Annotated in this window: 25 protein-coding genes; 9 read left to right on the top strand and 16 right to left on the bottom strand. The window is 63.2% G+C overall.

The genetic code is table 11. The annotated features are described in order from the left end of the window. The first annotated feature begins 167 nt into the window (after positions 1 to 167). Entirely contained in the window at positions 168 to 1,058 is an 891-nt protein-coding gene (locus VGO04_RS10435; protein WP_327495875.1) for a LysR family transcriptional regulator, read from the top strand. Between the two features lie 19 nt (positions 1,059 to 1,077). Here VGO04_RS10435 and VGO04_RS10430 read toward each other — a convergent pair whose 3' ends face one another. After that, complete coding sequence (locus tag VGO04_RS10430) at positions 1,078 to 1,443, bottom strand: response regulator (RefSeq protein ID WP_327495874.1); 366 nt, start codon at positions 1,441 to 1,443, stop codon at positions 1,078 to 1,080. 241 nt (positions 1,444 to 1,684) lie between these two features. Between VGO04_RS10430 and VGO04_RS10425 the strand changes: the two genes are divergently transcribed. Beyond that, positions 1,685 to 2,047, top strand: a complete 363-nt coding sequence (locus tag VGO04_RS10425; protein ID WP_327495873.1) for a VOC family protein — start codon at positions 1,685 to 1,687, stop codon at positions 2,045 to 2,047. Positions 2,048 to 2,142: 95 nt separating this feature from the next. On the opposite strand, the gene hchA is transcribed toward VGO04_RS10425, so the two are convergent. From hchA to VGO04_RS10405, 4 genes are all read right to left on the bottom strand, one after another. Next, positions 2,143 to 2,997 (bottom strand): glyoxalase III HchA, encoded by an 855-nt coding sequence (hchA, locus tag VGO04_RS10420; protein WP_327495872.1) that lies wholly within the window; start codon positions 2,995 to 2,997, stop codon positions 2,143 to 2,145. A 133-nt stretch (positions 2,998 to 3,130) separates the two neighbouring features. Further along, positions 3,131 to 3,739 (bottom strand): response regulator transcription factor, encoded by a 609-nt coding sequence (locus tag VGO04_RS10415; RefSeq protein ID WP_327495871.1) that lies wholly within the window; start codon positions 3,737 to 3,739, stop codon positions 3,131 to 3,133. A gap of 105 nt (positions 3,740 to 3,844) precedes the next feature. Next, positions 3,845 to 4,837 carry a sensor histidine kinase gene (locus VGO04_RS10410; protein WP_327495870.1) on the bottom strand — a complete coding sequence of 331 codons (993 nt, stop codon included), beginning with the start codon at positions 4,835 to 4,837 and terminating at the stop codon, positions 3,845 to 3,847. After that, positions 4,809 to 5,672, bottom strand: a complete 864-nt coding sequence (locus VGO04_RS10405; protein ID WP_327495869.1) for a hypothetical protein — start codon at positions 5,670 to 5,672, stop codon at positions 4,809 to 4,811. Before VGO04_RS10405 ends, VGO04_RS10410 begins: the two co-directional genes overlap by 29 nt. A 490-nt stretch (positions 5,673 to 6,162) precedes the next feature. On the opposite strand from VGO04_RS10405, the gene VGO04_RS10400 reads away from it, so the two are divergent. Then, on the top strand, positions 6,163 to 7,689 hold the full coding sequence (locus VGO04_RS10400) for an arylsulfatase (protein WP_327495907.1): 1,527 nt from the start codon (positions 6,163 to 6,165) through the stop codon (positions 7,687 to 7,689). Positions 7,690 to 7,775: 86 nt separating this feature from the next. On the opposite strand, the gene arsB is transcribed toward VGO04_RS10400, so the two are convergent. From arsB to VGO04_RS10380, 4 genes are all read right to left on the bottom strand, one after another. Continuing rightward, complete coding sequence (gene arsB, locus VGO04_RS10395; RefSeq protein ID WP_327495906.1) at positions 7,776 to 8,834, bottom strand: ACR3 family arsenite efflux transporter; 1,059 nt, start codon at positions 8,832 to 8,834, stop codon at positions 7,776 to 7,778. Next, a complete protein-coding gene (locus tag VGO04_RS10390) occupies positions 8,834 to 9,355 on the bottom strand; it encodes an arsenate reductase ArsC (protein ID WP_327495868.1) in 522 nt (173 codons plus the stop codon). Before VGO04_RS10390 ends, arsB begins: the two co-directional genes overlap by 1 nt. 77 nt (positions 9,356 to 9,432) lie before the next feature. Then, positions 9,433 to 9,876, bottom strand: a complete 444-nt coding sequence (locus tag VGO04_RS10385) for a hypothetical protein (protein ID WP_327495867.1) — start codon at positions 9,874 to 9,876, stop codon at positions 9,433 to 9,435. Further along, on the bottom strand, positions 9,873 to 10,223 hold the full coding sequence (locus VGO04_RS10380; protein ID WP_327495866.1) for a metalloregulator ArsR/SmtB family transcription factor: 351 nt from the start codon (positions 10,221 to 10,223) through the stop codon (positions 9,873 to 9,875). Before VGO04_RS10380 ends, VGO04_RS10385 begins: the two co-directional genes overlap by 4 nt. Before the next feature lie 42 nt (positions 10,224 to 10,265). Between VGO04_RS10380 and VGO04_RS10375 the strand changes: the two genes are divergently transcribed. Continuing rightward, complete coding sequence (locus VGO04_RS10375) at positions 10,266 to 10,787, top strand: DUF6428 family protein (protein ID WP_327495865.1); 522 nt, start codon at positions 10,266 to 10,268, stop codon at positions 10,785 to 10,787. A gap of 31 nt (positions 10,788 to 10,818) precedes the next feature. On the opposite strand, the gene VGO04_RS10370 is transcribed toward VGO04_RS10375, so the two are convergent. The 6 genes from VGO04_RS10370 to VGO04_RS10345 all read right to left on the bottom strand — a co-directional run bounded on the left by VGO04_RS10370 (position 10,819) and on the right by VGO04_RS10345 (position 17,225). Continuing rightward, positions 10,819 to 12,552, bottom strand: a complete 1,734-nt coding sequence (locus VGO04_RS10370; RefSeq protein WP_327495863.1) for an adenylate/guanylate cyclase domain-containing protein — start codon at positions 12,550 to 12,552, stop codon at positions 10,819 to 10,821. Positions 12,553 to 12,696: 144 nt separating this feature from the next. Beyond that, complete coding sequence (locus VGO04_RS10365) at positions 12,697 to 13,293, bottom strand: histidine phosphatase family protein (protein ID WP_327495905.1); 597 nt, start codon at positions 13,291 to 13,293, stop codon at positions 12,697 to 12,699. Positions 13,294 to 13,389: 96 nt separating this feature from the next. Then, positions 13,390 to 14,247, bottom strand: a complete 858-nt coding sequence (locus VGO04_RS10360) for a hypothetical protein (RefSeq protein WP_327495862.1) — start codon at positions 14,245 to 14,247, stop codon at positions 13,390 to 13,392. A gap of 87 nt (positions 14,248 to 14,334) precedes the next feature. Next, positions 14,335 to 15,030, bottom strand: a complete 696-nt coding sequence (locus VGO04_RS10355) for an SOS response-associated peptidase (RefSeq protein ID WP_327495861.1) — start codon at positions 15,028 to 15,030, stop codon at positions 14,335 to 14,337. 99 nt (positions 15,031 to 15,129) lie between these two features. Further along, a complete protein-coding gene (locus VGO04_RS10350; protein WP_327495860.1) occupies positions 15,130 to 15,615 on the bottom strand; it encodes a hypothetical protein in 486 nt (161 codons plus the stop codon). 206 nt (positions 15,616 to 15,821) lie between these two features. Beyond that, a complete protein-coding gene (locus VGO04_RS10345; RefSeq protein WP_327495859.1) occupies positions 15,822 to 17,225 on the bottom strand; it encodes a DUF1254 domain-containing protein in 1,404 nt (467 codons plus the stop codon). Between the two features lie 198 nt (positions 17,226 to 17,423). Between VGO04_RS10345 and VGO04_RS10340 the strand changes: the two genes are divergently transcribed. The 5 genes from VGO04_RS10340 to VGO04_RS10320 all read left to right on the top strand — a co-directional run bounded on the left by VGO04_RS10340 (position 17,424) and on the right by VGO04_RS10320 (position 21,425). Further along, positions 17,424 to 17,858 carry an Rrf2 family transcriptional regulator gene (locus tag VGO04_RS10340; RefSeq protein WP_327495858.1) on the top strand — a complete coding sequence of 145 codons (435 nt, stop codon included), beginning with the start codon at positions 17,424 to 17,426 and terminating at the stop codon, positions 17,856 to 17,858. 168 nt (positions 17,859 to 18,026) lie between these two features. Continuing rightward, a complete protein-coding gene (locus VGO04_RS10335) occupies positions 18,027 to 18,908 on the top strand; it encodes an NAD(P)/FAD-dependent oxidoreductase (protein ID WP_327495857.1) in 882 nt (293 codons plus the stop codon). A 151-nt stretch (positions 18,909 to 19,059) separates the two neighbouring features. Then, entirely contained in the window at positions 19,060 to 19,878 is an 819-nt protein-coding gene (locus tag VGO04_RS10330) for an arginase family protein (protein WP_327495856.1), read from the top strand. Between the two features lie 151 nt (positions 19,879 to 20,029). Continuing rightward, entirely contained in the window at positions 20,030 to 20,749 is a 720-nt protein-coding gene (locus tag VGO04_RS10325; protein ID WP_327495855.1) for a DUF1194 domain-containing protein, read from the top strand. A 334-nt stretch (positions 20,750 to 21,083) separates the two neighbouring features. Then, the gene (locus VGO04_RS10320) at positions 21,084 to 21,425 is read left to right on the top strand and encodes a DUF6616 family protein (RefSeq protein ID WP_327495854.1); all 342 of its coding nucleotides are present in this window, start codon (positions 21,084 to 21,086) and stop codon (positions 21,423 to 21,425) included. A gap of 38 nt (positions 21,426 to 21,463) precedes the next feature. Here VGO04_RS10320 and VGO04_RS10315 read toward each other — a convergent pair whose 3' ends face one another. Then, entirely contained in the window at positions 21,464 to 21,889 is a 426-nt protein-coding gene (locus VGO04_RS10315; RefSeq protein WP_327495853.1) for a GNAT family N-acetyltransferase, read from the bottom strand. Between the last annotated feature and the right edge of the window lie 53 nt (positions 21,890 to 21,942).

Below are 21,942 nucleotides of genomic sequence, written 5' to 3'. Positions count from 1 at the left end.
AAGAGGCCAAAGGCGGACGGCGCAAGTCGAGTGAAAATCATCGGGAAACCCTCCAGGATCGTTTCCCGAGAAATAATCCTTGGCCACATATGGCGGAAGGCGCAGCATTTGCACTTCATTCGTGCGTTTGACGCCACATCAAACGGGATTGCGTGGTACAAGGGACAATGACCAGACCCGACCTCAACCTGCTCGTCACCCTCGACGTTCTGCTTTCGGAAGGCAGCGTTGCCCGCGCCGCCAGACGGCTGAACCTCAGCCCCTCGGCAATGAGCCGGGCGCTGGCGAGGCTGCGCGAGGCGACCGGCGATCCGCTGCTCGTGCGCGCCGGCCGCGGCCTCGTCCCCACCCCGCGCGCGGCTCAGCTGCGTGACCAGATCGGCCCGCTCGTGGAAGAGGCCGAAGCCGTGCTGCGCCCTCACGAAAGCCTGGACCTGAAGCGGCTTGCCCGCACCTTCACGCTCCGCAACCGGGAGGGTTTCGTCGAGAATTTCGGCGCGGCGCTGGTCGCCCGCGTGGTGGCCGAGGCACCTGGCGTCAGGCTGCGCTTCGCACAGAAGCTCGACCGGGACAGCGACCCTTTGCGCCAGGGCGACATCGACCTCGAAACCGGCGTCGTCAGCGAGACCACCGGCCCGGAACTGAAGTCCCAGGCGCTGTTTCACGATCGTTTCGTCGGCGTGGTCCGGCCCGGCCACCCGCTTGCCAAGGGCGAAATCACCCCCGCCCGCTTTGCAGCGGGCCGCCACATCCACGTCTCCCGCCGCGGCCATGAGGCAGGCCCGATCGACACGGCGCTCGCAACGATCGGCCTGAAGCGCGAGATCGCCGTCACCGTCGGCAGCTTCTCCGAGGCGCTGGCGCTCGCCCGCGCGTCAGACCTGATCGCCAGCGTGCCCGAGCGCTACACCGGCACCTTGCGCGAAAACCTCATCACATTCGCCCTGCCCGCATCCTCGCCCGAGATCACCATCTCGCTCCTCTGGCACCCCCGCTTCGACGCCGACCCGGCGCACCGGTGGCTACGCGGCTGCGTCCGCGATGTGTGTCTCGGCTAGAAGGGCGTCTCCTGCGCCTTCAGGGTGTCAGCTCACCAAGCGGTCCTATCGCATCGCCCAGTGCGTCGCGCGACACCGGCTTGTTGAGGAAGACGGCGGCGCCCGCCTGAAGACAGCGCGCGCGTGTTCCTTCCTGCTCCGACCCGGTGATGACGATAACCCTCAGCTGGATGTTGCGGCGGCGCAGTTCCTCCAGCAGCTCCAGGCCGGTCATCCCGGGCAAATGCAGGTCGATCAGCGCGGCGAAAGGCAGCCGGTCCTTGACCTCCAGCAGAAAGGCCTCGGCGGACGAATAGGCGATCGCCTGAAAGGAAAGCGACGAGACGAGACGCGAAAGTGCGCGGCGAACCAGTTCGTCGTCGTCCACGATCGCGATGGCAGTCATTCGCTCGCTCATGCCATAAACGTTAGAGGAAGGCGGCCGATGGTCCAGTTGGACCTAGGGCCAATGCGCCGCGCCGCGTCATTGATAAACGGAAACGGCCGCTCTGCACCGTCTATCTCGAGACCTTCGCCACCGGTTGACTGATCGTTGCCTCACGGGCGCCATTCAAGCTATGAGCGAAATGGGCCGCGAAGGCGAAGCAACGATCGCCTCCATCGGGCAAGCCAAAGAGGAGAATGGAATGTTCGACCACGTCAAGTTCGGCGTCAGCGACTATGCGGCGAGCGAAGCCTTCTATCTGAAGGCCCTGACACCGCTCGGCGTCACAGTCGTCGATCATGGCGCGCACGGCGTCGAGATGAGCACGGACGGCAAATCCTCGTTGTGCCTGTACCAGACGGCCGAGAAACCGGCGCACCTGCACCTGGCCTTCGTTACAAAGACGCGCGCCGAGGTCGATGCCTTCTACGAGGCGGCGCTTGGCGCCGGCGGCAGGGACAATGGTCCTCCCGGCCTGCGCCCGCACTACCACCCGAACTACTATGCGGCTTTCGTTCTTGATCCGGACGGACACAACATCGAAGCGGTCTGCCACGCGGCTTGAGGTCTTAACCGCTCCGCGCGGCATCGCGGAGGAGCATCGGCAGCGACCGCGTGGTCGCCGCCAGATCCGCCGCGGTCCCGCCGCGACCCGAAAGGTCAAGCGCCGGACATTTCCTTGAGCAGGGCTTCGGCAGAAAGCTTGCCCAGCGCATTGCCCGCCAGCGGGCTGTCCCCGGTCAACAGCTTGCGGTCCTGATACACGGCACCGGAAATGCCGTCGTTGAGGATCTCCATGCCCAGCTGGTTCGTGAGCTTCTCGCCGAATTTCCAGGTCAGATGGCCCGGCATGTAGCCGATCTCCGGTGTCTGCGCGTCCATCGCATCGGGAAAGGCGCAGATCTTGTAGCCACGATAGATGTCGCTATCGCCCACCGCCAAAAATGCCGCCGGCCCGTGGCAGAGCGATATGACGAACCTGTTCTTCGCCGCCGCCCATTCGAGCACTGCCTTCACGTCTTCGCTTTCGGGCAGGCCGATCAAGGCGCCGTGACCGCCGGGAACGAAAATGGCGACATAGTCGTCAAGCCCCTCCTCGATCACCTCGGACAGTTTCAGCGGCTGCTTGAACTGCGCCCGATAGCCCGCAAAGAAGCTCTTTACCGCCTCGTCCTCGGCGGGCATGGCCCAATATTCGAACTTCACCGGATTGCCCGACAGTGTCGCCACGTCGAAGGCGAAGCCGGCCTTGTCGATATGATACATCGGCAGCAGCGTCTCCAGCGGATGGTTGCCGGTCGAGAAGAACGTGCCGTTGTCGGTCAGAAGATAACGCTCGTCCGCGCCGATCATCAGCACCTTCCTGCCGCCCTTGTAGGGATGTGGGTAGTCGGCACCGCTGAGATTGGACTTCGGCGACGTGAACTGGCTCAGCGAATAGGGTGAGGGAAAGAATGCGTTGTCCTCCGCCGGATCAGGCGTTGGTGTCTTGTCGGAAGATTTCTGATCGCTCATTTCAAACGCCCCCTGTTTCCAGTTTTTGAAGACGGTCAACGTCACGCTTTCCGAAAGGTTCCGCCGGCATCTGCCTCTTCGAAATCGTAGAACTCCGGACGGAGAACCGTTGCACAGTTTTCCTCGAACGGTACTACCGCGCGTGCTCCACCAGCCGCACGAGATCGGCGACGGTCCTGACCCCCATCTTCGCCATCATCCGGGCGCGGTGAACTTTGATGGTCTTTTCCACGGTTCCGAGATCGCCGGCGATCTGCTTGTTGAGCCGGCCGGCGACCACATGCTGCATCACCTCGGCCTCGCGCGCCGTCAGCGTGTCCAGCCTGGCATGGACTTCGGCCAGTTGCCCTTCGGCCTCGCGCTCGCCGCGCGTGCGCCGCACGCCCGCATCGATCGCCGCCAGCAATGCGGCTTCCTCGACCGGCTTCATCAGAAAATCCACCGCCCCCGCCTTCATCGCCTTGACGCTTGAGGGAACGTCCGCGCAACCCGTGAGGAAGACGATGGAGGGATGACCGGCCTTGGCCGTCAGTGCTTCCTGGACGCTGAGCCCGTCGGTGTCCGGCAGGCCAAGGTCGAGAACGATGCATTCGGCCTCCGCCAGATCGGCGCAGCCAAGCAGCGCCTGCGCATCGGCAAAGGGCCTCACCGCATAGCCGGAGAGCTTCAGCAGCCGCTGCAGGGCGCGCACGATCCGCTCGTCGTCGTCAAGGACGAACACGGTGCCGGCACTACTCTCCATGACAGCCTCCCCATGAAACATGGCCACACGACGCGGGCAGCCCCCTGCCCGGCATGCGTAAAACTCGACACCTCAGGCGCGCGGCGCTCTCGACACAAACAAACGTCAGCCCGGCGGTAGCGTGACGATGGCGCGCGCACCGCGCGTCACCCCGCCATCGAAGACAAGCTTGCCGCCGCGCGCCTCGACAAGCGAGCGGCATATGGCGAGACCCAGCCCAAGGCCGTTTTCCTTGGTGCTGACGAAGGGCTTGAACACCTCAGTCATCTGCTCGGGCGCAATACCCGGCCCGGCATCGCTGACAGTCAGCTGGCGGGCGCCATTGTCGTCGAGACGCGTCGCAATTTCAACCTTGCGCTGCTTCGGCGACAGCTCCGCCATGGCGTCGCTGGCGTTGAGGATCAGGTTGAGAAGCACCTGCTGCAACTGCACCATATTGGCCTTGACCGGCAGCGGCTCGGCGCTGAGGGTCATGGCGATCTGGGTGCGGCGGGCCACCATCTCGGCGTTGACAAGAGCAACCGTCGAGCGCACCGCCTCGTTGAGATCGATCTCATCGACGGAGACGGTGCCCTTGCGCATCATGCTGCGCAGCTCGGCGATCACGTTGGCCGCCCGGCGGTTGTCGGCGACGATGTCGTCGAAGATTTCGCCCAGTTCCTTGAGGTCCGGATCGCTCGAGCCGGCGATCTTGCGCCCCGCTTCGGCATTGGCGAGGATCGAGGTCAGCGGCTGGGTCAGTTCGTGCGCCAGCGTGCCGGAGAGCTGGCTGACCTGCGAGCGCCGCGACATATGCGCAAGCTCCAGCCGCTGCGTCGAGACGGTGTCTTCGAGCCGGCGGTTGCGCCGGTTCTGGAAGACGATCGCCGCAATCGACATCGCCTGGGCGACAATGACCGAGAGCCCGGCAAGGATCAGCAGCCGGAACTGTTCCCATACGGACGGCTGGTAGTTGAGGATCTGCGCGTCCTTGGGAAGGTTGTTGCGGTCGATGCCGCGGTGCAGCACCTGTTTCCAGTCGATCAGCGCCACCTCTTTCAGCGTGACGGGCGGAGCAAGGCCGCCGCCGTCAAAGAGCGTCAGGGCCAGAGACGCCATCTCCCGACCGACCGACCGCCTCGAAGGTGCTGACGTGCCCTGCAAGAATAGTGCCGTCGAAATAACTGCTGTAGACGCTATAGACCGGCGCGCCGGACGACGCCGCGACCTTGCTCGCCGCCTCGCGCGGGACGTAGGACACCCCGTCCGCATCGGCAAAAATGGTGAGGATCAGCAGTGCGCTGTCGGCCGAAAGCGCCGCTGCCTTCGCCTTGAACCCGTCGAGCGACAATCCGCTGACATAGTCGATATCGAACCCGGAATAATGCTCGCCGGCGATCTCGCGCGCCGTCTTTTCCCAATCACGGTCGAAGGTTGCCGAGCCGGTCATGATCGTCAGCGCCTTCGCGTCCGGTTGCAGCCGCCGGGCAAGGTCCAGCGTTCCGGCAACGTCGAACCGGCTGATCACGCCGGTGACGTCATCGGGCAGATCCTGCGGCGGCTGGCGGATCCCGCCGAAAACGATAGGCACGCCCGGCGCAAACGCGCCGCGCGCGCCAAGCACCAGCCGAAGCACCCCAGGCCCCACGACCAGAACGGCATCCATGGGCTTGTCGGCATATTTGGCCCGAACATATGCAATCAGCCTTTGCCGATCGCCTTCCGAACCGAAGCGCACGAGGTCCAGATGTTCGGCATAGATCTCGACATGGCGCTCTGCCTCTGACAGACGCGCGGAGATGCCCTTGGCGATTTCCATGGTCGCGGGCTGCGTGCTCTCGTTCTCGTAGATGATCAGCAGGCGCTCGGCGAACGCGCTGCCGCAAGCGACGGCGGCCATGACCAGGGCCAGCACGACAAGCGCAGCGCTTCGAAACCAATCGCCCCCTACCATCCGGCCCGATCACCCTCCTTGCCGCCTCCCGCCTCAAGGTCCTTTACGATCTGAAGCACCGTTACGTTACAGTCATCCCTCGGTAAAACCACGAAAATATCGAGCGGCCGCCTCTCCCGGGTCGCAGGGTGCACGCACCCGTCGGCCGGTCACCCACCCGGCGGTTGCCGGCCGCGTGACGGCCCCATGTTGGCCCTAGGTCCAACTGGTCAGAGCATCGAAATGGGTGACAATGCGGCGCTGTCTTAGCGCAACGAGAAGCCGCAACCCCACGCAGCATGCGGGTTCGTCCCGGACACCGAGGGAACGCAATGAGGGGGAAAGCAATGCGGCCCCGGCATGGAAGAAGTTTCACCGACCATCCCTGAGGAGAAGTTCAGTGACAGACGAAACCAAGACGATCGATACAGAGATATCCACCCTGCCTGCAGCCGGGGTCAGCCGACGCAGTGTGCTTTTGGGCGGCACCGCCCTTGCCGCCACATCGGCCATGATCGCTTCCGGCGGACCCCAGCCGGCGAAAGCCCAGCAGGCGGCAGCCCCCGCCGGCGGCCAGCCCAACATTCTCGTCATCTGGGGTGACGACATCGGCACCTGGAACATCAGCCACAACAACCGCGGCATGATGGGCTACATGACGCCGAACATCGACCGGATCGCCCAGGAAGGCCTGGCCTTCACCGACTATTACGCCCAGCAGAGCTGCACGGCCGGCCGCGCCGCCTTCATCGGCGGCAACGTGCCGGTTCGCACCGGCATGACCAAGGTCGGCCTGCCCGGCGCCAAGGAAGGCTGGCAGAAGACCGACGTGACAATGGCGACGGTGCTGAAAGCCCAAGGCTATGCCACCGGCCAGTTCGGCAAGAACCACCAGGGCGACCGCGACGAGCACCTGCCGACCCAGCACGGCTTCGACGAGTTCCTCGGCAACCTCTATCACCTCAACGCCGAGGAAGAGCCTGAAAACCGCGACTATCCGAAGGACCCGGAGTTCCGCAAGAAGTTCGGGCCCCGCGGCGTCATCAAGGCGAGCGCCGACGGCAAGATCGAGGACACCGGCCCGCTCACGCGCAAGCGCATGGAGACCGTCGACCAGGAAACGCTGGATGCCGCCAAGGACTTCATCAACCGCCAGCACCAGGCCAAGAAGCCGTTCTTCGTCTGGTGGAATGCCACCCGGATGCATTTCCGCACCCATGTGAAGGACAGCAACACCGGCATCTCCGGCCCGAGCGGTGACGAGTACCATGATGGCATGGTCGAGCACGACATGATGGTGGGCGACCTGCTGAAGCTGCTCGACGAGCTCGGTATCGCAGACAACACCGTCGTCATGTATTCGACCGACAACGGCCCGCACTACAACACCTGGCCCGATGCCGGCACCACGCCGTTCCGCAGCGAGAAGAACTCCAACTGGGAAGGCGCCTATCGCGTGCCGGCCTTCGTGCGCTGGCCCGGTCATTTCCCGGCGGGCAAGACACTCAACGGCATCGTCGCGCATGAGGACTGGCTGCCGACGTTCGCGGCCATCGCCGGTGCGCCCGACATCAAGGAAAAACTGCTGGCAGGTGTCGAGCTCAACGGCCGCAGCTACAAGAACTACATCGACGGCTACAACCAGCTCGACTATCTCGAAGGCAAGGCGAAGGAGTCGCCGCGCCATGAGTTCTGGTACGTCAATGACGACAGCCAGGTGGTGGCGGCACGCTACGACGACTGGAAGGTCGTGTTCCTGGAAAACCGAGGCGAAGCCTTCGGCGTCTGGCGCGAACCCTTCGTCGAACTGCGCACGCCCTTGCTCTTCCACCTGCGCCGCGACCCCTTCGAAAAGGCGCAGCACAACTCAAACACCTACAACGACTGGTTCCTGGACCGCGTCTACGTCATCGTGCCGATCCAGGGTCTCGCCGCCAAGTTCCTGCAGACGATGAAGGACTACCCGCCGAGCCAGTCGCCCGGCTCCTTCAACCTGAGCAAGATCGAAGCCCAGCTGCGGGGCGCCGGCGGCGAGTGATTGAATGATTGGTGAATGCGAAGTCGCCCGGCCCAAATGGGCCGGGCGTCTGGTTTTGGATGGAATGGCGGGAGGTGCTGACCTCCCTACCCGCGTTCAGAAACGCAGTTGCGGGCGACCGCCGGTGCCGCCTCGTACCAGCCCTTCGAGCGGTTGACGATCCAGACCACCGACAGCATGACCGGCACCTCGATCAGCACGCCAACGACGGTGGCAAGTGCTGCACCCGACTGGAAGCCGAAAAGGCTGATGGCGGCGGCAACGGCCAGTTCGAAGAAGTTCGACGCCCCGATGAGCGCCGAGGGACCGGCCACGCAATGCTGCTCGCCCGAAAGCCGGTTGAGCAGGTAGGCCAACCCGGAATTGAAATAGACCTGGATGAGGATCGGCACCGCAAGCAGCGCGATGATCCCAGGCTGGGCGATGATCTGCTCGCCCTGGAAGCCGAACAGAAGAACCAGCGTCGCCAGGAGGGCAAGCAACGAAGCCGGCTGCGCCTTCGCCAGGAAGCGGTCAAGCGCCGACGTCGATCCGTCGGCCGTCAGCCGCTCGCGAAGGACCTGCGCGATGATGACCGGGATCACGATGTAGAGCCCCACCGACAGCACGAGTGTGGCCCACGGCACCGATATCGCCGAAAGCCCGAGCAGCAACCCGACGATCGGCGCGAAGGCGACGATCATGATCGCGTCGTTGAGCGCGACCTGGGACAGGGTGAACAGCGGCTCCCCCTTCGTGAGGTTCGACCAGACGAAGACCATCGCCGTGCAGGGCGCCGCAGCCAGGATGATCAGGCCGGCAATATAGGAATCGACCTGGTCTGCCGGCAGCAGCGGGCGAAAGAGCCAGCCGATGAACAGCCAGCCGAGCAGCGCCATCGAAAACGGCTTGATCGCCCAGTTGATGAACAGCGTCACGCCGATGCCGCGCCAGTGGCCGCCCACGGCGGACAGCGACCGGAAGTCGATCTTCACCAGCATGGGAATGATCATCAGCCAGATGAGGATGGCGACCGGGATGTTCACCTTGGCCAGTTCGGCCGCGCCCACGGCCTGAAAAACGCCAGGCAGGAGGTGGCCAAGCGTTATGCCCACCACGATGCAGACCGTAACCCAGACGGTCAGATAGCGCTCGAAGGTCGACATCACGAACCGCTCCGTTGCGTGGCGCCTTCCAGGCTGCCGATGTCGCGGAGCTGCCGCTCCAAGGCCATGCGATCGATCGACGCCAAAGGCAGGTTGACGAACGCCGTGATGCGGTTCTTCAGGAACTTCGCAGCTTGAGCGAAGGCCCGCTGGATCTCGGCCTCGCTGCCCTTGACCGCGGCCGGATCCTCGATGCCCCAATGGGCCGTCATCGGGTGACCGATCCATACCGGACAGGCCTCTCCGGCAGCGCTGTCGCAGACCGTGAAGATGAAATCCATCTGAGGCGCGTCCGGCCCGGAAAAGACGTCCCAGCTCTTCGACGACATTCCGTCCGTCGGATAGCCGAGCGCCTCAAGCTCCCGGATTGCGTGCGGATTGACTTCGCCCTTCGGTTGGCTGCCCGCCGAATAGGCGCGAAAGCGGCCCTTGCCTTCCTTGTTGAGGATGGCCTCGCCGAGAATGGAGCGAGCGGTATTGCCCGTGCACAGGAAGAGCACGTTGTAGATGCGGTCAGACATGGCTGTTGTCCCGTTGGAGGAATTCAGGAGACGGGGAAACGGTTCTCCGTCTGGAATTGCGTCGTTTCAAAGCGGATCTAGGCCGAGGGCTCCGAGAGGTTGAGCTTCATCACGGTCGAGGATGATGGTTCGGGAAAACTCAGCTGGCCGCTGTCGAGGATTGCCTTGGGAACATCGGAGGGCTCGACCCGGCTGAAACCAAGACTTTCGAAGAAGGGCACGGCCGTTTCGGCGGACAGGAACACCGCTCTCATCGCCAGCCGGTAGGAGCGGCCATAGCGCAGAGGCGGCAGGGCCATCTGGCGGCTCTCCTCCGGCAGAATGACGATCGGCCGAAGCAGGACGCTTTCGCCAAGGTGCTGCATGCGGCCGTAGCCGACGATCCTGTTCCCCGAGGTGAAGGCGACGATCCCTGGCTCTTCTTCCGTTTCGATATCGTCGAACGGCAGCTTCGCGGCGGCAAGGGCCGCGCGAAATCCGGGGTCGCTTGCGGCAACCGGTTCAAGGCCGAAATCCGTCATGCCTTGCCTCCCGCCGGCGCGCAGCACGACGCCGCCGCGACGACCGGAGCGCATATCTCGGGGTGCCCGCCGCAGCAGTCCTCCATCAGGAAGCGGACAAGACCACCAAGTGCGTCATAGTCGGCCCGGTAGATGATCGACCGGGATTCGCGCTGCTGCGTGATCAGGCCGGCGCGCTCCATCTCCTTGAGATGAAAGGAAATGTTCGAGGGCGAAACCTCGATCCTTTCCGCAAGGACCCCTGCCGCCATGCCATCTGCGCCGGCGACGACGAGCAGGCGGACGATCTGAAGGCGGGTTTCCTGAGCCAGGGCACCGAAGGCAACGAGGGCTTGACGCTCATCCATATTTCAATAATCCTTGAATCGTTGAAATGAGGAATAACCCAGATGACTATTCTCGACAAGCCAAAAATCAGCGACCACGATCTCAACCTCGCCGAACTGCTGGACGCGCTTGCGAGCACGGGCGACGTGCCGCTCGTGTTCCACTACGATGGACGCCCGGTGAAATCCGGCTACCACGTGACCGAGGTCAAGGCCGGCCAGTTCTCTGCCCTCGATTGCGGCGCCAATCCCGAGGCATGGTCGGAGATCTTCGTGCAGCTCTGGGACGTTGAAGAGGCCGGCCGGACGCACCTGTCTGCCGGAAAATTCTCGGCCATCGTCCGCAAGGTTTCAGACCATGTCCGCCTCGACGCGACGGCGCGCCTGACCTTCGAAGTCAGCGACGGCCTGCGCCCGATGCAACTCTACTGCGCCGGGACACCCTTAGCGAAGGAGGATGGCGTTCACGTCCATCTGGAGCCGCGCGCCGCAAGCTGCAAACCGCGGGACCGCTGGCTGGCCGAAGCCGCCGCCGCCGGGACATGTTGTGGGCCGAAGGCGGCTTCCAGCGCCTGCTGCACGTAGGCGACGCGTCCGGACGGGTTGAAGCGCCCCTCTATCCCCCCGCCTTCACCAACCCCTCGCGCAGGTGCTCGGTATCGCTCTCCTGCGCGTAATGCATCGTCGCAAGAAAGGCCTCGATCTCGAAGGTCGGGCAAAGCGCACGGACCTTGTCCATATGGGCGCCGGCCGCAATGGCGTCGCCGCGCCAGCCGTGGCAGGCGGCGACGAAGGCGTGCTGGGTTTCGTCCATGGCCGACAGATGCATGAAGGCCTCGATCGCCTCGCCATATTGGCGGGCGGCGAAATGAGCCTTGCCGAGGTGGCTCCAGAAACGTTCCGGATGGTGGGGGTTGAGCCGCATCGCCTTGCGGATCCATTCCACCCCCTCCTCCGGCCGGCCGAGCCAGGTGAGCAACTCGCCCTGCTGCACCACCACCAGGTCGTAGTTGGGGTTGAGGAAGAGCGCCCGCTCCTGGTGGTAGCGCGCCGTTGTCAGTGAATTGGTGTTGACGTTGACGGCGGCAAGGATGCGGTGCACGTCAGCGTCGTTGTCGTCGAGGGCCAGGGCCCGTTCGAGCTCGGCATTGACCTCCGCCCAGGTCGCCTCCTTGTCGTCGCACCAGCCATAGACCCAGGACTGCCCGAGGATGCAGGCGCGCCAGGCGTGCGCATGGGCATAACCGGGATCGAGCGCGACCGCCCGGTCGATCAGGGCTTGGGCCTGGCCGTTGTCGGCAACGGTGCTTCTGTGGTGCAGCACCTTGGCGGCCAGCGCGCATTCGTAGGCCGCCATGTTGGCGGGCTTGGTACGCGATAGCTGGTCACGCTGGGCGGCTTCGAGCCGGCCCGGAAGCGTGGCCGAGATCGCCGCCGTCACCTCGTCCTGGATGGCGAAAATGTCGTCCAGCTGCCGGTCGTACTTGTCGGCCCAGATGTGGGCGTCGTTGACCGCGTCGATCAGCTGGACGGTGACGCGCACCCGCTCGCCGATCTTGCGCACGCTGCCTTCCACCAGATACTGCGCGCCGAGGCTTGCCGCCGCCTCGCGCACGTTCACCGGCTGGTTCTTGTAGACGAAGCTTGAATTGCGCGAGATGACGAAAAGCTCGTGCCGGCGCGACAGTTCGGTGATGATGTCCTCGGTCAGGCCATCGGCGAAGAACTCCTGGTCCGGGTCGCCGCTCATGTTGGTGAACGGCAGCACCACGATCGTCGGCTTGCAGACGGCCTTGCGCGCCTCTGCCTCCGCCGGCGACGCCGCGGGGGCCGCCTCCTCGAGCCCGATGCGGTAGAGGCGCACGGGACGGCTGATGTTCTTCAGCACCTTTTCGCCGAGATCGTCGACGGGAAGCTCCAGCCGGTCGGCCACTTGCGTGGCGACGGCCGCCGTCACGCAGATGCCGCCGACTTCGGCGAGTTGCTCGGCCCGCGCGGCGATGTTGACGCCATCGCCAAAAATGTCGTCGTCCTCAAAGATGATGTCACCGAGATTGATGCCGATGCGAAATTCGATGCGCCGGTCCTCCGGCACGTCGCTGTTGCGCCGCTTCATGCGTTGCTGGATCTCGACGGCACATTTGACCGCATCGGTCACGCTCTGGAACTCGACCAGCAGCCCGTCGCCGGTGGTCTTGATCAGCCGGCCCTTGTTCTTGGCGATCGCCGGGTCGATCAGCTCGATGCGGTGGGTCTTCAGCCGCGCAAGCGTACCCGCCTCATCGGCCTCCATCAGCCGCGAATAGCCGGCCATATCGGCCGCCAGCACTGCCGCAAGTCTCTGCTCCATGGATCTGCCAACTCTTGGGAAAGGCGGTCTTATCCGGACGTCCGGACCAGGGAGATTACAGGACAAATACTATCGCAGGGCGCGGCGATCTCCTACCTATTTTAGACAATGCTTCAGAAACGATGCATCGATGGCCGTCGATGGCTATTGGGCAGGAACGCCCGAGGCGGCCATATCGATGCGATGGCATTGTCCATCCGAAAGGCGATAGAACCCGTCCTGGGGCACTGGCAGTTCCAGCATTTCCCGCCGTGACAGGCCGCAATAGACACCGCGCAGCAACCGGCCGAACAGCCCGTGCGAGATCGCGACGGTTGGCCTGCGGATATCCGCGATCCAACTTTTCGCCCTGATGCAGGCGGCGTCAAAACTCTCTCCGTCCGGCGAGCGGAAGTACCAGTCGAAAGCGTCGGAACGATCGAGCATGCCGGGAAACTCCTGGTCGATCTCGAACAGCGTCATGCCATCCCAGGATCCGACGGTAACCTCCATCAGCCTGACATCTTCGCGAGCCTCGAGCGGCAGCAGTCGCCGGACCCGCTCCGCCGTTTCCCTCACCCGGCCAAGCGGACTGATATGAAGCTCGAAGGATTGCGCGGTGGCAGCGATTTCTTGATGAAGCAGCCTTGCCACCAGGTTCGCCTGTTCGACACCCCGCCGGGTCAGGGCCGAATCCATCTGCCCCTGGAAGCGACCGAGCGTGTTCCAGACCGTTTCGCCGTGGCGAAGGAGGTAGATCAAAGTCGTTGCCTTCCAGTGACGCGGCTCGTTCACGGAACCTCATAACCAATGGCCCAGTTAATCAAGCCGTTGAAGAGTTCTTGAGGCTCACGATGGTTACTTGGCGTAATTTAGGTATTCGTGCTCGACCAACACGTTGAGGAGATGTTCTTGCTCCTTCGAAGGAAGAGCTTCGATGAATGGTAGGTCAAACAGTTCCTTCATGGATCCGAAAGCAAACATCCTTCCTTCGTCCGTCTTAACGATACCCGTTCCCCCGCTCCGAACTTCGACCGCGCCTCCCGTTACACTGAGTCCAACGCTTGCTCTTGTGTTCGCTCTGCGGACCGGACGAACGCTATCAGCCACAGACAAAGATAGTGTTTCGACTTTCTTGGCTAGAAGCTGGATTTGGGCCTGAACAGGGTCAAGATTTACATCTGGCAAGGTGGCGGCCCGAGTTAATTGCATGAGCTTCACTAGGGAGAAGATTTGCTTTCCATCTTCGGAGGCCGCTGCGGTCTCCCCTATCGCATTCTGAATCTTTTCTCGCGATGCAAGCGTGTTCGCAATTCTCAGAGTGGAGTCGTATTCGATGTCACGGAAACCTGTAACGTCGAACAATCTTCGCGTGCGGTCGTCGCGGATCAAGACCGTAGGCTTATCGAACGCTTGTCTGATGCCGTACTCAAATAGGACGTTGGGATTAGCGGTTGATAGGTCGCATATACACAAGTCTGCAGTTGCCGCCAATGTAACAATTTCTAGCTGTATCATGTGCGCAGCGCTTGTTGTGTCGGCGCGATGACATTCGTAACCAGAAGCTTCGACCGCCGGCCGGATAAGTTGGTGGTAAACCTCGCCGAAGTGTCCGGATGGATAACCATCAACGTCCGAAATTGGCATCATGACAAAGCATTTCATCCTATGGACGGGTGTTTTACCTTCGTCCGCCACCTTGCTAATCTTCGTCACCGTAAGCCCCAGAGCCTTCTTCCATTGTGCAACCGTACGTAACCAGATCGCCGATAAGTTGTCGAGGGACTTTACATGCGGCTCCCCTCAATCCACCGGATCGAGAATATCCGGCGTATCGTTCTTCGGCGAACCCACTTTGGCTCCGATCTTCCACATGGTCATCAGCTCAGGCGGAAACGGCTTCATGAGATCAGGCGCCTCCGGCTCAGGCGAAAGCCAGCGCTCGTAGTCCTCAGGGTGCAGGATCACCGGCATGCGGTCGTGGATGTCGGCCATCATCTCGTTGGCGTCGGTGGTGACGATCGCAAAGGTGCGGATGTCCTCGTCGGTATCGGGGTTGCGCCAGCTTTCCCAAATGCCGGCAAGGCAGAAGGGTTCGCCCGTCTTCATGGCGATGGCATAGGGCTGCTTGTCCTTGCCGGTGCCGTGGATGTCCTTCCATTCGAAGAAGCCGTCGATCGGCACCAGGCAGCGACGGCGCTGGTAGGACGAGCGGAATTTCGACGCGATCGTGTCTGAGCGCACGTTGACGAGCGGCCTGCCCGCCTTCGGATCCTTGGTCCAGCTCGGGATCAGCCCCCAGCGCGCCGAGACGAACACCGGGCCGAAGAGATCGGGATCACGGATCACGTCGCGGATGATGATCGGATAGATCAAAGTCGGCGCGCCGTTATAGCGCGGGAACTGATTGGCAATCGCTTCGACGCTGCCGCGTCCGGCAAAGCCGAAGGCGCGCAGCAACCCTTCAAGATTGGTCTTCAGATAGACGCGTCCGCACATGCTCGCTCCTCACGTCCCTGCAGTCTCTCGCAAACCTACCCGATCTGATGCCAAAAACATGCAATTTTTCTCGCGGTCTCCGGATCAGCCGGGCGTACCTTACGGCGCCTGCTCGTCGTCCCCAGGTCCTTTGATGTAGTCGCAGATCGACGTCATGTAGATTGTCTTACCGTCGATTTCGCCCTTGCTCAGCCCAAGTTCGAATTCACCGAATTTGTCGTGGTGGTAGTAGACGGCCTGCCCGATGAACTCGCCGAGACGACCGCAGTCGCCATTGCCGACCCCGGTGAAGACAGAAATCGTCTTCTCCTTGAAGCTGCCTTTCAGCACCGCCTTGATATCGATCTCGCCGCGCGCCATTCGGAACGGCATGTCCGGCTCATCCGGGTTCGCGAACTCGACGCCATAGGTCACGGTCTTCACGCGCCCTTTAACGACCAAGTCGGCCTCTGCGAACTTCTCGGCAGAGGTTTTTTCCGGCTTGCCAAGCTCTCGGCCCTCACACGTGCAGGCGGACGCTTCCGGCGCGATCAGCATCAAGAAAAGCGGAGCGGCCATGAGGCTGGCGACACGAACTGAGATCATTGAAAGTTCCCCCTGTATGGGCCGCAACACGGCGCCAGCAGGAACAGTCATGATTGCAGATCATGGAAAAAAGTAGGCGGAAGTTGCAGGCAAAACCAGCCAAGGAACAGCCCGCAAGACAACGCGATAATCCCGTCGAAACGATCCAAGCCAAGTGCTTCGTTCGCGGCAAAAGGAGCCCTTAGGCGGCGTCCCGTCCTTACGCGTCAGGGCACCTTCTCGACATCAGGCAGCTTCCAGCTCTTGTCGAACAACGGCTTCTCCGGGCCATAGAGCCGGAACAGCAGCTCGAACTTGCGGGCGGGATCGACCGGCACGAAGTTGGCCTCCTTGCCCGCCGGCGCCTTCGCGCCGAAATAGACGTCGACCGACCCGTCGGCATTCTTCTTCACGCCTTCGCCGATCGAGGCGACGCTCGCCTTGTCCATGTTGCGGATCAGCGCGTGCGTCTCGCGGTCGTAAGCCGTCACCGACCAGTATTGCTTGACCGGCGCATCCTTCGGCACCACGAGGCGGTAGTTGGCGGCACCATCGAATGCATTGCCGTCCTTGTCCTTGTTGGCCATCAGGTAGAATTGCGCCGTGCCAAGGCGCTTGATGCCGGTAAAGCCGAGCGTATAGGTCACGCCGCGGGCGTCGACCGGATAGCTGTCGGGATCGTCGTAGCCGCCCTGGGCGGCCTTCACCATCTCGGCCACCGCCGCCGGGAACCAGCGGATACCGTCGTTGATCACGGGGAAGCCCTGATCGTAGCGCTCCGACAGGAGCGCCTGTGCCTCGCGGGCGGACGCGTCGAGGATTTTCCGGGTTTCCGGGGTCGGCTGGTACGGCTTGCCCTTCTCGATGCCGAGCGTTTTCAGCTGGTCGATCATCACCCGGTCGCGATTGAGCCAGGGCTCGGTCTGCACGACGCGATTGAGGTTGTCGAAGAAGCTCGCATCGTAGCGGATGGTGCTGTCGAACAGCACGTCATAGGCATCGACGAAGGTCGTTGCCGGCGGCTTTCCGGCCGCAGACATCGGATAGATCTTGATCGTCTTGCCATAGGCGACCGATTTTTCGATATCGGCGTCGCTGTGGCTCTTGAGGTTGGAGCGCAGGAGCGCAAAGCCGGTGAAGGTGTCGGACCGGAGCGGGATGAAGCCCTCGGGCACCTCGCCCATGTAGTCCGGCGGCAGGATCAGGTACTTGCCGCCCTTGCCTTCGTCCGCGCCTTCCGGCCCCGCGTCTTCGAGCGGCATCTGCCAGGCGTTGACGATGTTGCCGGCAATCGCGCCGCCTTCGGCCGGCGGGATTTCGATGACGATCGGCCCGTCCTGCACGTTCCAGAAGGACATGAGATAGATCGAGTCCGGGTTCGGCGTCAGCGTCTGGTTTTTCCAGTTGGCCGGCTTCGACCAGTAGACGATCTCGTTGACCTTGGCCTTGGTCTTCGACAGCGCCTCCTGCAGCATCAGATCGGCGTTGACCGCCGGCATGCCCCAGATCACCGCTTCGGTCGCCCGGCGCTCGATGGCGCGATGCTGAAGCTTTTCGGGCGAATAGTCCTGTGCAACGGCACCTGCTGTCCCGGCAAGCAGCGCAAGCGCTGCAAAGGCAACCCGAAGCATCTTGATCCTCCCATTCGGCGAAGCCAGCGCAGTCGCGGGATGCGACGGGACCTGCGGCGCCTGCTTTCAGCCCACTGAACCGTCGCAATCTACCCTCTCGCCCGCCCGAGATGGAAGTACGTAACAGTTACGGCTGGCGGCAAAGCCGCAAGCGCCAACCTCTTGCATCGCGGAACGATTCGTAATAATTGAAGTTACATGAAAAAAGACAGCCGCCTTTCCTCCGTCCTTCACGCGCTGCTGCACATGGCCGAGCGCGGCGCCCCCATGACCTCAGACGAGCTAGCCCTGTGCTTGCGCACCAACCCTGTCGTCATGCGCCGCACCATGGGCTTCCTCAGGGAGGCCGGCATCGTCTCCTCTGCCCGCGGCCATGCCGGCGGCTGGGCGATCACCGCCGATCTTGCGACCGTAACGCTCAGGCAATTGCACGAGACACTCGGCGAGCCCGCGATCTTTGCCATCGGCAACCGGCAGGAAATGCCGGATTGCCTCGTCGAGCAGGCGGTCAACGCTGCCCTCGACACCGCCTTTGCCGAGGCGGAGGCGCTGCTGCTCGAGCGCTTCGCCCATGTCACCCTTGCCGATCTCGCCGAGGATTTCGCGCGGCGGCACCGGCTTCGATCACAATGACAGCAGCCGATTGATCCACGCCACGGCGTGATCGATCCCGATACGACAGACATTCCCGGAGCCGCGAAACGCGGTTTTCCGGCTGGAATTCCATTGCCCAAAGCTCGGGTCGAGACACTGGTTCAAGGTGCCGGTGGGTTCGCCCCTGCGCAACCGAAAGGAAGAACCATGCAACAGGACGTCATCATCATCGGCGGCAGCTACGCCGGCATGGCCGCAGCACTCCAGCTTCTGCGCGCCCGCCGGCGGGTGCTGATCATCGACGAGGGCATTCGCCGCAACCGCTTTGCCAGCCATTCGCACGGCTTCATCGGCCAGGACGGCGTCGACCCCGCGGAGATCGCCGCCACCGCGCGCAAGCAGCTGCTCGCCTACCCGACGCTGACCTGGGTCGACGGCCGCGCCGAGACGGTCTCGGGCGAAAAGGATGCCTTCACCGTCACCACCAGCGACGGCTCCACCCACGAAGGTCGACGCCTTCTTTTCGCGACCGGCGTCAAGGACGGCCTGCCCGCAATCGACGGCCTTGCCGAGCGCTGGGGCAGAAGCGCCTTCCATTGCCCCTATTGCCACGGCTACGAGCTGAACGAAGGCGAGATCGCCGTCATTGCGTCAAGCCCGATGTCGATCCACCAGGCGCAACTCATCACCGAATGGGGCAAGGTCACCGTCCTCACCAATGGCTTCGTCACGCCTGACGCAGACGCCCGCGCCGATCTAGCAAGGCGCGGCGTTACTATCGAGGAGACCCCGATCGCGCGCCTCGAGGGCCACGCCGATGTTGTCCTTGCCGACGGCCGCCGCCTGGCATTTGCGGGCCTTTTCGTCGCCACCCGCACGACACCCGCAAGCGACATCGCCGAACGCTTCGGCTGCGAGATCGAGGAGACGCCGATGGGCCTTCAGATCAAGGTGACCGCCGCCAAGGAAACCACCGTTCCCGGCACGTTTGCCTGTGGCGACGTCGGCCGCGTGCCCCACTCGGTCTCGCTCGCCGTGGGTGACGGCGCCTGGGCCGGCGCGCAACTGCACCGCTCGCTGGTGTTTTGAACGGAGCGGCCGCTGCCGTCCCGTTCAACCCCGCGGGTGACGCAAGGAAACGGCCGAGCGCGCCGCTCGGCCGTCAGCCTTGTCAAATCAACCACGGCTGTGCTTTGCATCCTTGCACCTTTGCATCCGAACCGAGCTGGAGCACCCATCGATGCCAATAGCCCTCACCTGCTTCCAGGGCCGCGCCGGCGACCACAACGACCTTGCCATTCCCGGCGCGAAATCCATCGCGTCCCATCTGGCGCAAAAGCTCGGTCTTGAAACCGTCGTGATCGGAGAGCCGGAACCGGCGCTGAACGGCCATTGGACGGTCGAGCTCGAAGCCGCGATGCCGGCGCTCCGGAGCATGCAGGATCGCTTCGACGCGGTTTACGCCGCAGGATCGTTCTCGCTAGCGGCGACGAGCCGATGCGCGGTGTCGCTGGCAACCCTGCCTGCCGTTGCCAGGCACCATGACGATGCCGTCGTCGTCTGGTTCGACTCACATGGCGACCTCAACACGCCCGATGCCAGCAGCACCGGCTATCTCGGCGGCCTTGCCCTATCGGGGCCTCTGGGCCTCTGGCAGTCCGGTCTGGGTGACGGGCTCTCGTTCGGCAATGTCATCCTCGTCGGCCAGCGCGACCTCGATCCCTTCGAAATCGAGCTCATCGACAAGCATCAGATCCCGCATATCCGCCCGGGGGCCGATCTTGCAGAACGGCTGGCGGACGCGGTCGCCGGAAGGCCCGTCTACATCCACCTCGACTGCGACGTGCTCAATCCAGGTATCGTTCCGACCGACTATCGCCATGACGACGGCCTCACCCTCGATGACCTCGGCGCGGCCTCAGAAGTCCTTGCCAAAAGCCGGATCGTTGGCCTGGAAATCGCGGAGTTCCAGAATGCCTGGTCGGCGGATGGCGAACCCGCTTCACCCGAACCGCTCATCGAGGCACTGGGACCGCTACTGGCAGGCCTTCAACGCTGACGGGGCGGCTCCGCCATTGCAGACAGGCGGTTTCGGCGTAGCATGGCTTTTTAGAAGATTCTGAATAGCCCTGGCCGCCATGAAGCTGCGATCCGCATGTCTTGCCTGCGCTTGTGTCCTCAGCGGCAGCACTTCCGCGCAGTCCTTGCGCGTGGACCTCGCACTGGTGCTCGCCATCGACGTTTCCTATTCGATGGAGATCGACGAGCAACGCCTGCAACGGCAGGGCTATGTCGCCGCCTTTCTTGAGCCTGCGCTTATCCGCGCCGTCGAGAACGGCCCGCTCGGTCGCATCGCCGTGACCTATGTCGAATGGGGCGGCTCGGCGGTCCAGGTCACCCCCTGGACGCTGATCGACGGCCGCGACACGGCAGCACGATATTCCGACCTCCTGCGCCGGCAGCCGATCCGCCGCATTGCCTTCACCTCGATTTCCAACACGCTCGCCTTTTCGCGGCGGCTGTTCGATCTCGTTCCTTTCCAGGCAAGCCGCCGCGTCATCGATATCTCCGGCGACGGGCCGAACAATTCCGGCGTCCCCGCCCCGGTCGCCCGCAACTCCACCGTCGCCCTCGGCATCGTCATCGACGGCCTGCCGATCATGCCGCGCATGCACGCCGACACCGCCTCCATCCCCGACCTCGACGGCTACTACCGCGAATGCGTGATCGGCGGCGAAGGCGCCTTTCTGGTCAAGGTGACCGAGGCCGGCCAGTTCGCCGAGGCCATCCTGAAAAAGCTCGTCACCGAGATCTCCGGCCTGCACATGAGCCGGTTCCAGCCGGTCGAGCGGCCCCAGCCCGTGCAGTACGGCGCAGGCTACAATTGCTTCATCGGCGAGGAGATGCAGGAGCGCATGATCGGGCGGTAGACCGGGGCAACGGTACGGGGGGCAGCTGTTCGAGAGCCCCCTTCTCCACCGTCATCCCTGGGGCTTGACCCGAGGATCCATAGCCCAGCACTTGAGACCACGGCTCTGGATGCTCCGGTCAAGCACGAGCATGACGGTGGGTCCGGGGCGCCAGCCAAGAGACGCTGCATCATCGTTGCCACCGTTGCAGACGCGCCGCTCCGGCCAGCGGGTCCACTCTCCATCCACAGCCAACGGCAACCGGCGTGTTGACACGGCGATTGCAGGAGCATGAAACGATTTCTCGACAGAATTTCCCGATTTCAGACTGACACGCATACACGGATAGCAGACGATGCAGCACTACCTGACCGAACTTTACAGCGCCAAACCGGCGTGGCTGGCTCTTTCGAGACAGGGACGCCAGCAGTTCTTCAATGCGATCGATGCCGCCATGCCGGCCCTGTCCGCGCTCGGCGTGGAACTGATCACGTTCGGCAAGGTCGATCAATCCAAGCTGCATGCGGCATCGCAGACTTTCTTCGCGGTGTGGCGCTGCCCGGACGCGACGGCACTGGAAGCCCTTGTTTCCGGCATCGCGCAATCCGGCTGGCACGAATACTTCGACACCATCAATGCCGGCGGCAAGGGCACCGATCTTGTCGGCCACCTCGCGCAACTCGGCGAAGCCGCATAGGCTTTTGCGACTGCCCGCCCCCTCGAAGGCCGGTCTCCTCAGCCGTCGAGCGGCTGGCTGTAGAAAACGATCTCCGGATCGTTCTCGTCGAGATTTTCGATAGTGCCGCTTGGCCGGAAACCGGCCTTGACCAGCAGGTCCTGCATGGGGCGGTTCGACATGTTGGTCGAGCTGAACAGCTTCGACCCTGCGCACATCGCCTGGAAGTATTGGACCAGTGCCGCACCCGCCCCTTGGCGGCGATAGGAATTGCCGACCATCACCATTTCGATGAAGGCGTTGCCGAAGAAGTGACGCGTCAGGACACCATAGGCGGCAACCGCGCCATCGACCTCGACCAGATGGCAGCAGCCAGCCTCGACCCAGCCGGCGATGTCGGCGCTTCGCGTCGGCTCAGTCGCTGCAACGGTGTCGATCGCGCAAAGCGCGGCATGGTCGTTTTTGACCGCAGGTCGAATTCGCATGGTCCTGTCCCGCACGTTTGGCGGGAAACTAGAGCAATTCCAGGAAAAGTGTA

It is taken from the genome of Ensifer sp. (assembly GCF_035999185.1).
GTDB lineage: Bacteria > Pseudomonadota > Alphaproteobacteria > Rhizobiales > Rhizobiaceae > Ensifer.
The sequence above is the reverse complement of the archived record's forward strand: the minus strand, read 5'-3'. Positions and strand labels throughout refer to the sequence as shown.

Bases quoted from the DNA above. Each gene is read 5' to 3' on its own strand.
- VGO04_RS10435 (WP_327495875.1), top strand. From the start codon at position 168: ATGACCAGACCCGACCTCAACCTGCTCGTCACCCTCGACGTTCTGCTT.
- VGO04_RS10430 (WP_327495874.1), bottom strand. From the start codon at position 1,443: ATGACTGCCATCGCGATCGTGGACGACGACGAACTGGTTCGCCGCGCA.
- VGO04_RS10425 (WP_327495873.1), top strand. From the start codon at position 1,685: ATGTTCGACCACGTCAAGTTCGGCGTCAGCGACTATGCGGCGAGCGAA.
- hchA (WP_327495872.1), bottom strand. From the start codon at position 2,997: ATGAGCGATCAGAAATCTTCCGACAAGACACCAACGCCTGATCCGGCG.
- VGO04_RS10415 (WP_327495871.1), bottom strand. From the start codon at position 3,739: ATGGAGAGTAGTGCCGGCACCGTGTTCGTCCTTGACGACGACGAGCGG.
- VGO04_RS10410 (WP_327495870.1), bottom strand. From the start codon at position 4,837: ATGGCGTCTCTGGCCCTGACGCTCTTTGACGGCGGCGGCCTTGCTCCG.
- VGO04_RS10405 (WP_327495869.1), bottom strand. From the start codon at position 5,672: ATGGTAGGGGGCGATTGGTTTCGAAGCGCTGCGCTTGTCGTGCTGGCC.
- VGO04_RS10400 (WP_327495907.1), top strand. From the start codon at position 6,163: ATGATCGCTTCCGGCGGACCCCAGCCGGCGAAAGCCCAGCAGGCGGCA.
- arsB (WP_327495906.1), bottom strand. From the start codon at position 8,834: ATGTCGACCTTCGAGCGCTATCTGACCGTCTGGGTTACGGTCTGCATC.
- VGO04_RS10390 (WP_327495868.1), bottom strand. From the start codon at position 9,355: ATGTCTGACCGCATCTACAACGTGCTCTTCCTGTGCACGGGCAATACC.
- VGO04_RS10385 (WP_327495867.1), bottom strand. From the start codon at position 9,876: ATGACGGATTTCGGCCTTGAACCGGTTGCCGCAAGCGACCCCGGATTT.
- VGO04_RS10380 (WP_327495866.1), bottom strand. From the start codon at position 10,223: ATGGATGAGCGTCAAGCCCTCGTTGCCTTCGGTGCCCTGGCTCAGGAA.
- VGO04_RS10375 (WP_327495865.1), top strand. From the start codon at position 10,266: ATGACTATTCTCGACAAGCCAAAAATCAGCGACCACGATCTCAACCTC.
- VGO04_RS10370 (WP_327495863.1), bottom strand. From the start codon at position 12,552: ATGGAGCAGAGACTTGCGGCAGTGCTGGCGGCCGATATGGCCGGCTAT.
- VGO04_RS10355 (WP_327495861.1), bottom strand. From the start codon at position 15,030: ATGTGCGGACGCGTCTATCTGAAGACCAATCTTGAAGGGTTGCTGCGC.
- VGO04_RS10350 (WP_327495860.1), bottom strand. From the start codon at position 15,615: ATGATCTCAGTTCGTGTCGCCAGCCTCATGGCCGCTCCGCTTTTCTTG.
- VGO04_RS10345 (WP_327495859.1), bottom strand. From the start codon at position 17,225: ATGCTTCGGGTTGCCTTTGCAGCGCTTGCGCTGCTTGCCGGGACAGCA.
- VGO04_RS10340 (WP_327495858.1), top strand. From the start codon at position 17,424: ATGAAAAAAGACAGCCGCCTTTCCTCCGTCCTTCACGCGCTGCTGCAC.
- VGO04_RS10335 (WP_327495857.1), top strand. From the start codon at position 18,027: ATGCAACAGGACGTCATCATCATCGGCGGCAGCTACGCCGGCATGGCC.
- VGO04_RS10330 (WP_327495856.1), top strand. From the start codon at position 19,060: ATGCCAATAGCCCTCACCTGCTTCCAGGGCCGCGCCGGCGACCACAAC.
- VGO04_RS10320 (WP_327495854.1), top strand. From the start codon at position 21,084: ATGCAGCACTACCTGACCGAACTTTACAGCGCCAAACCGGCGTGGCTG.
- VGO04_RS10315 (WP_327495853.1), bottom strand. From the start codon at position 21,889: ATGCGAATTCGACCTGCGGTCAAAAACGACCATGCCGCGCTTTGCGCG.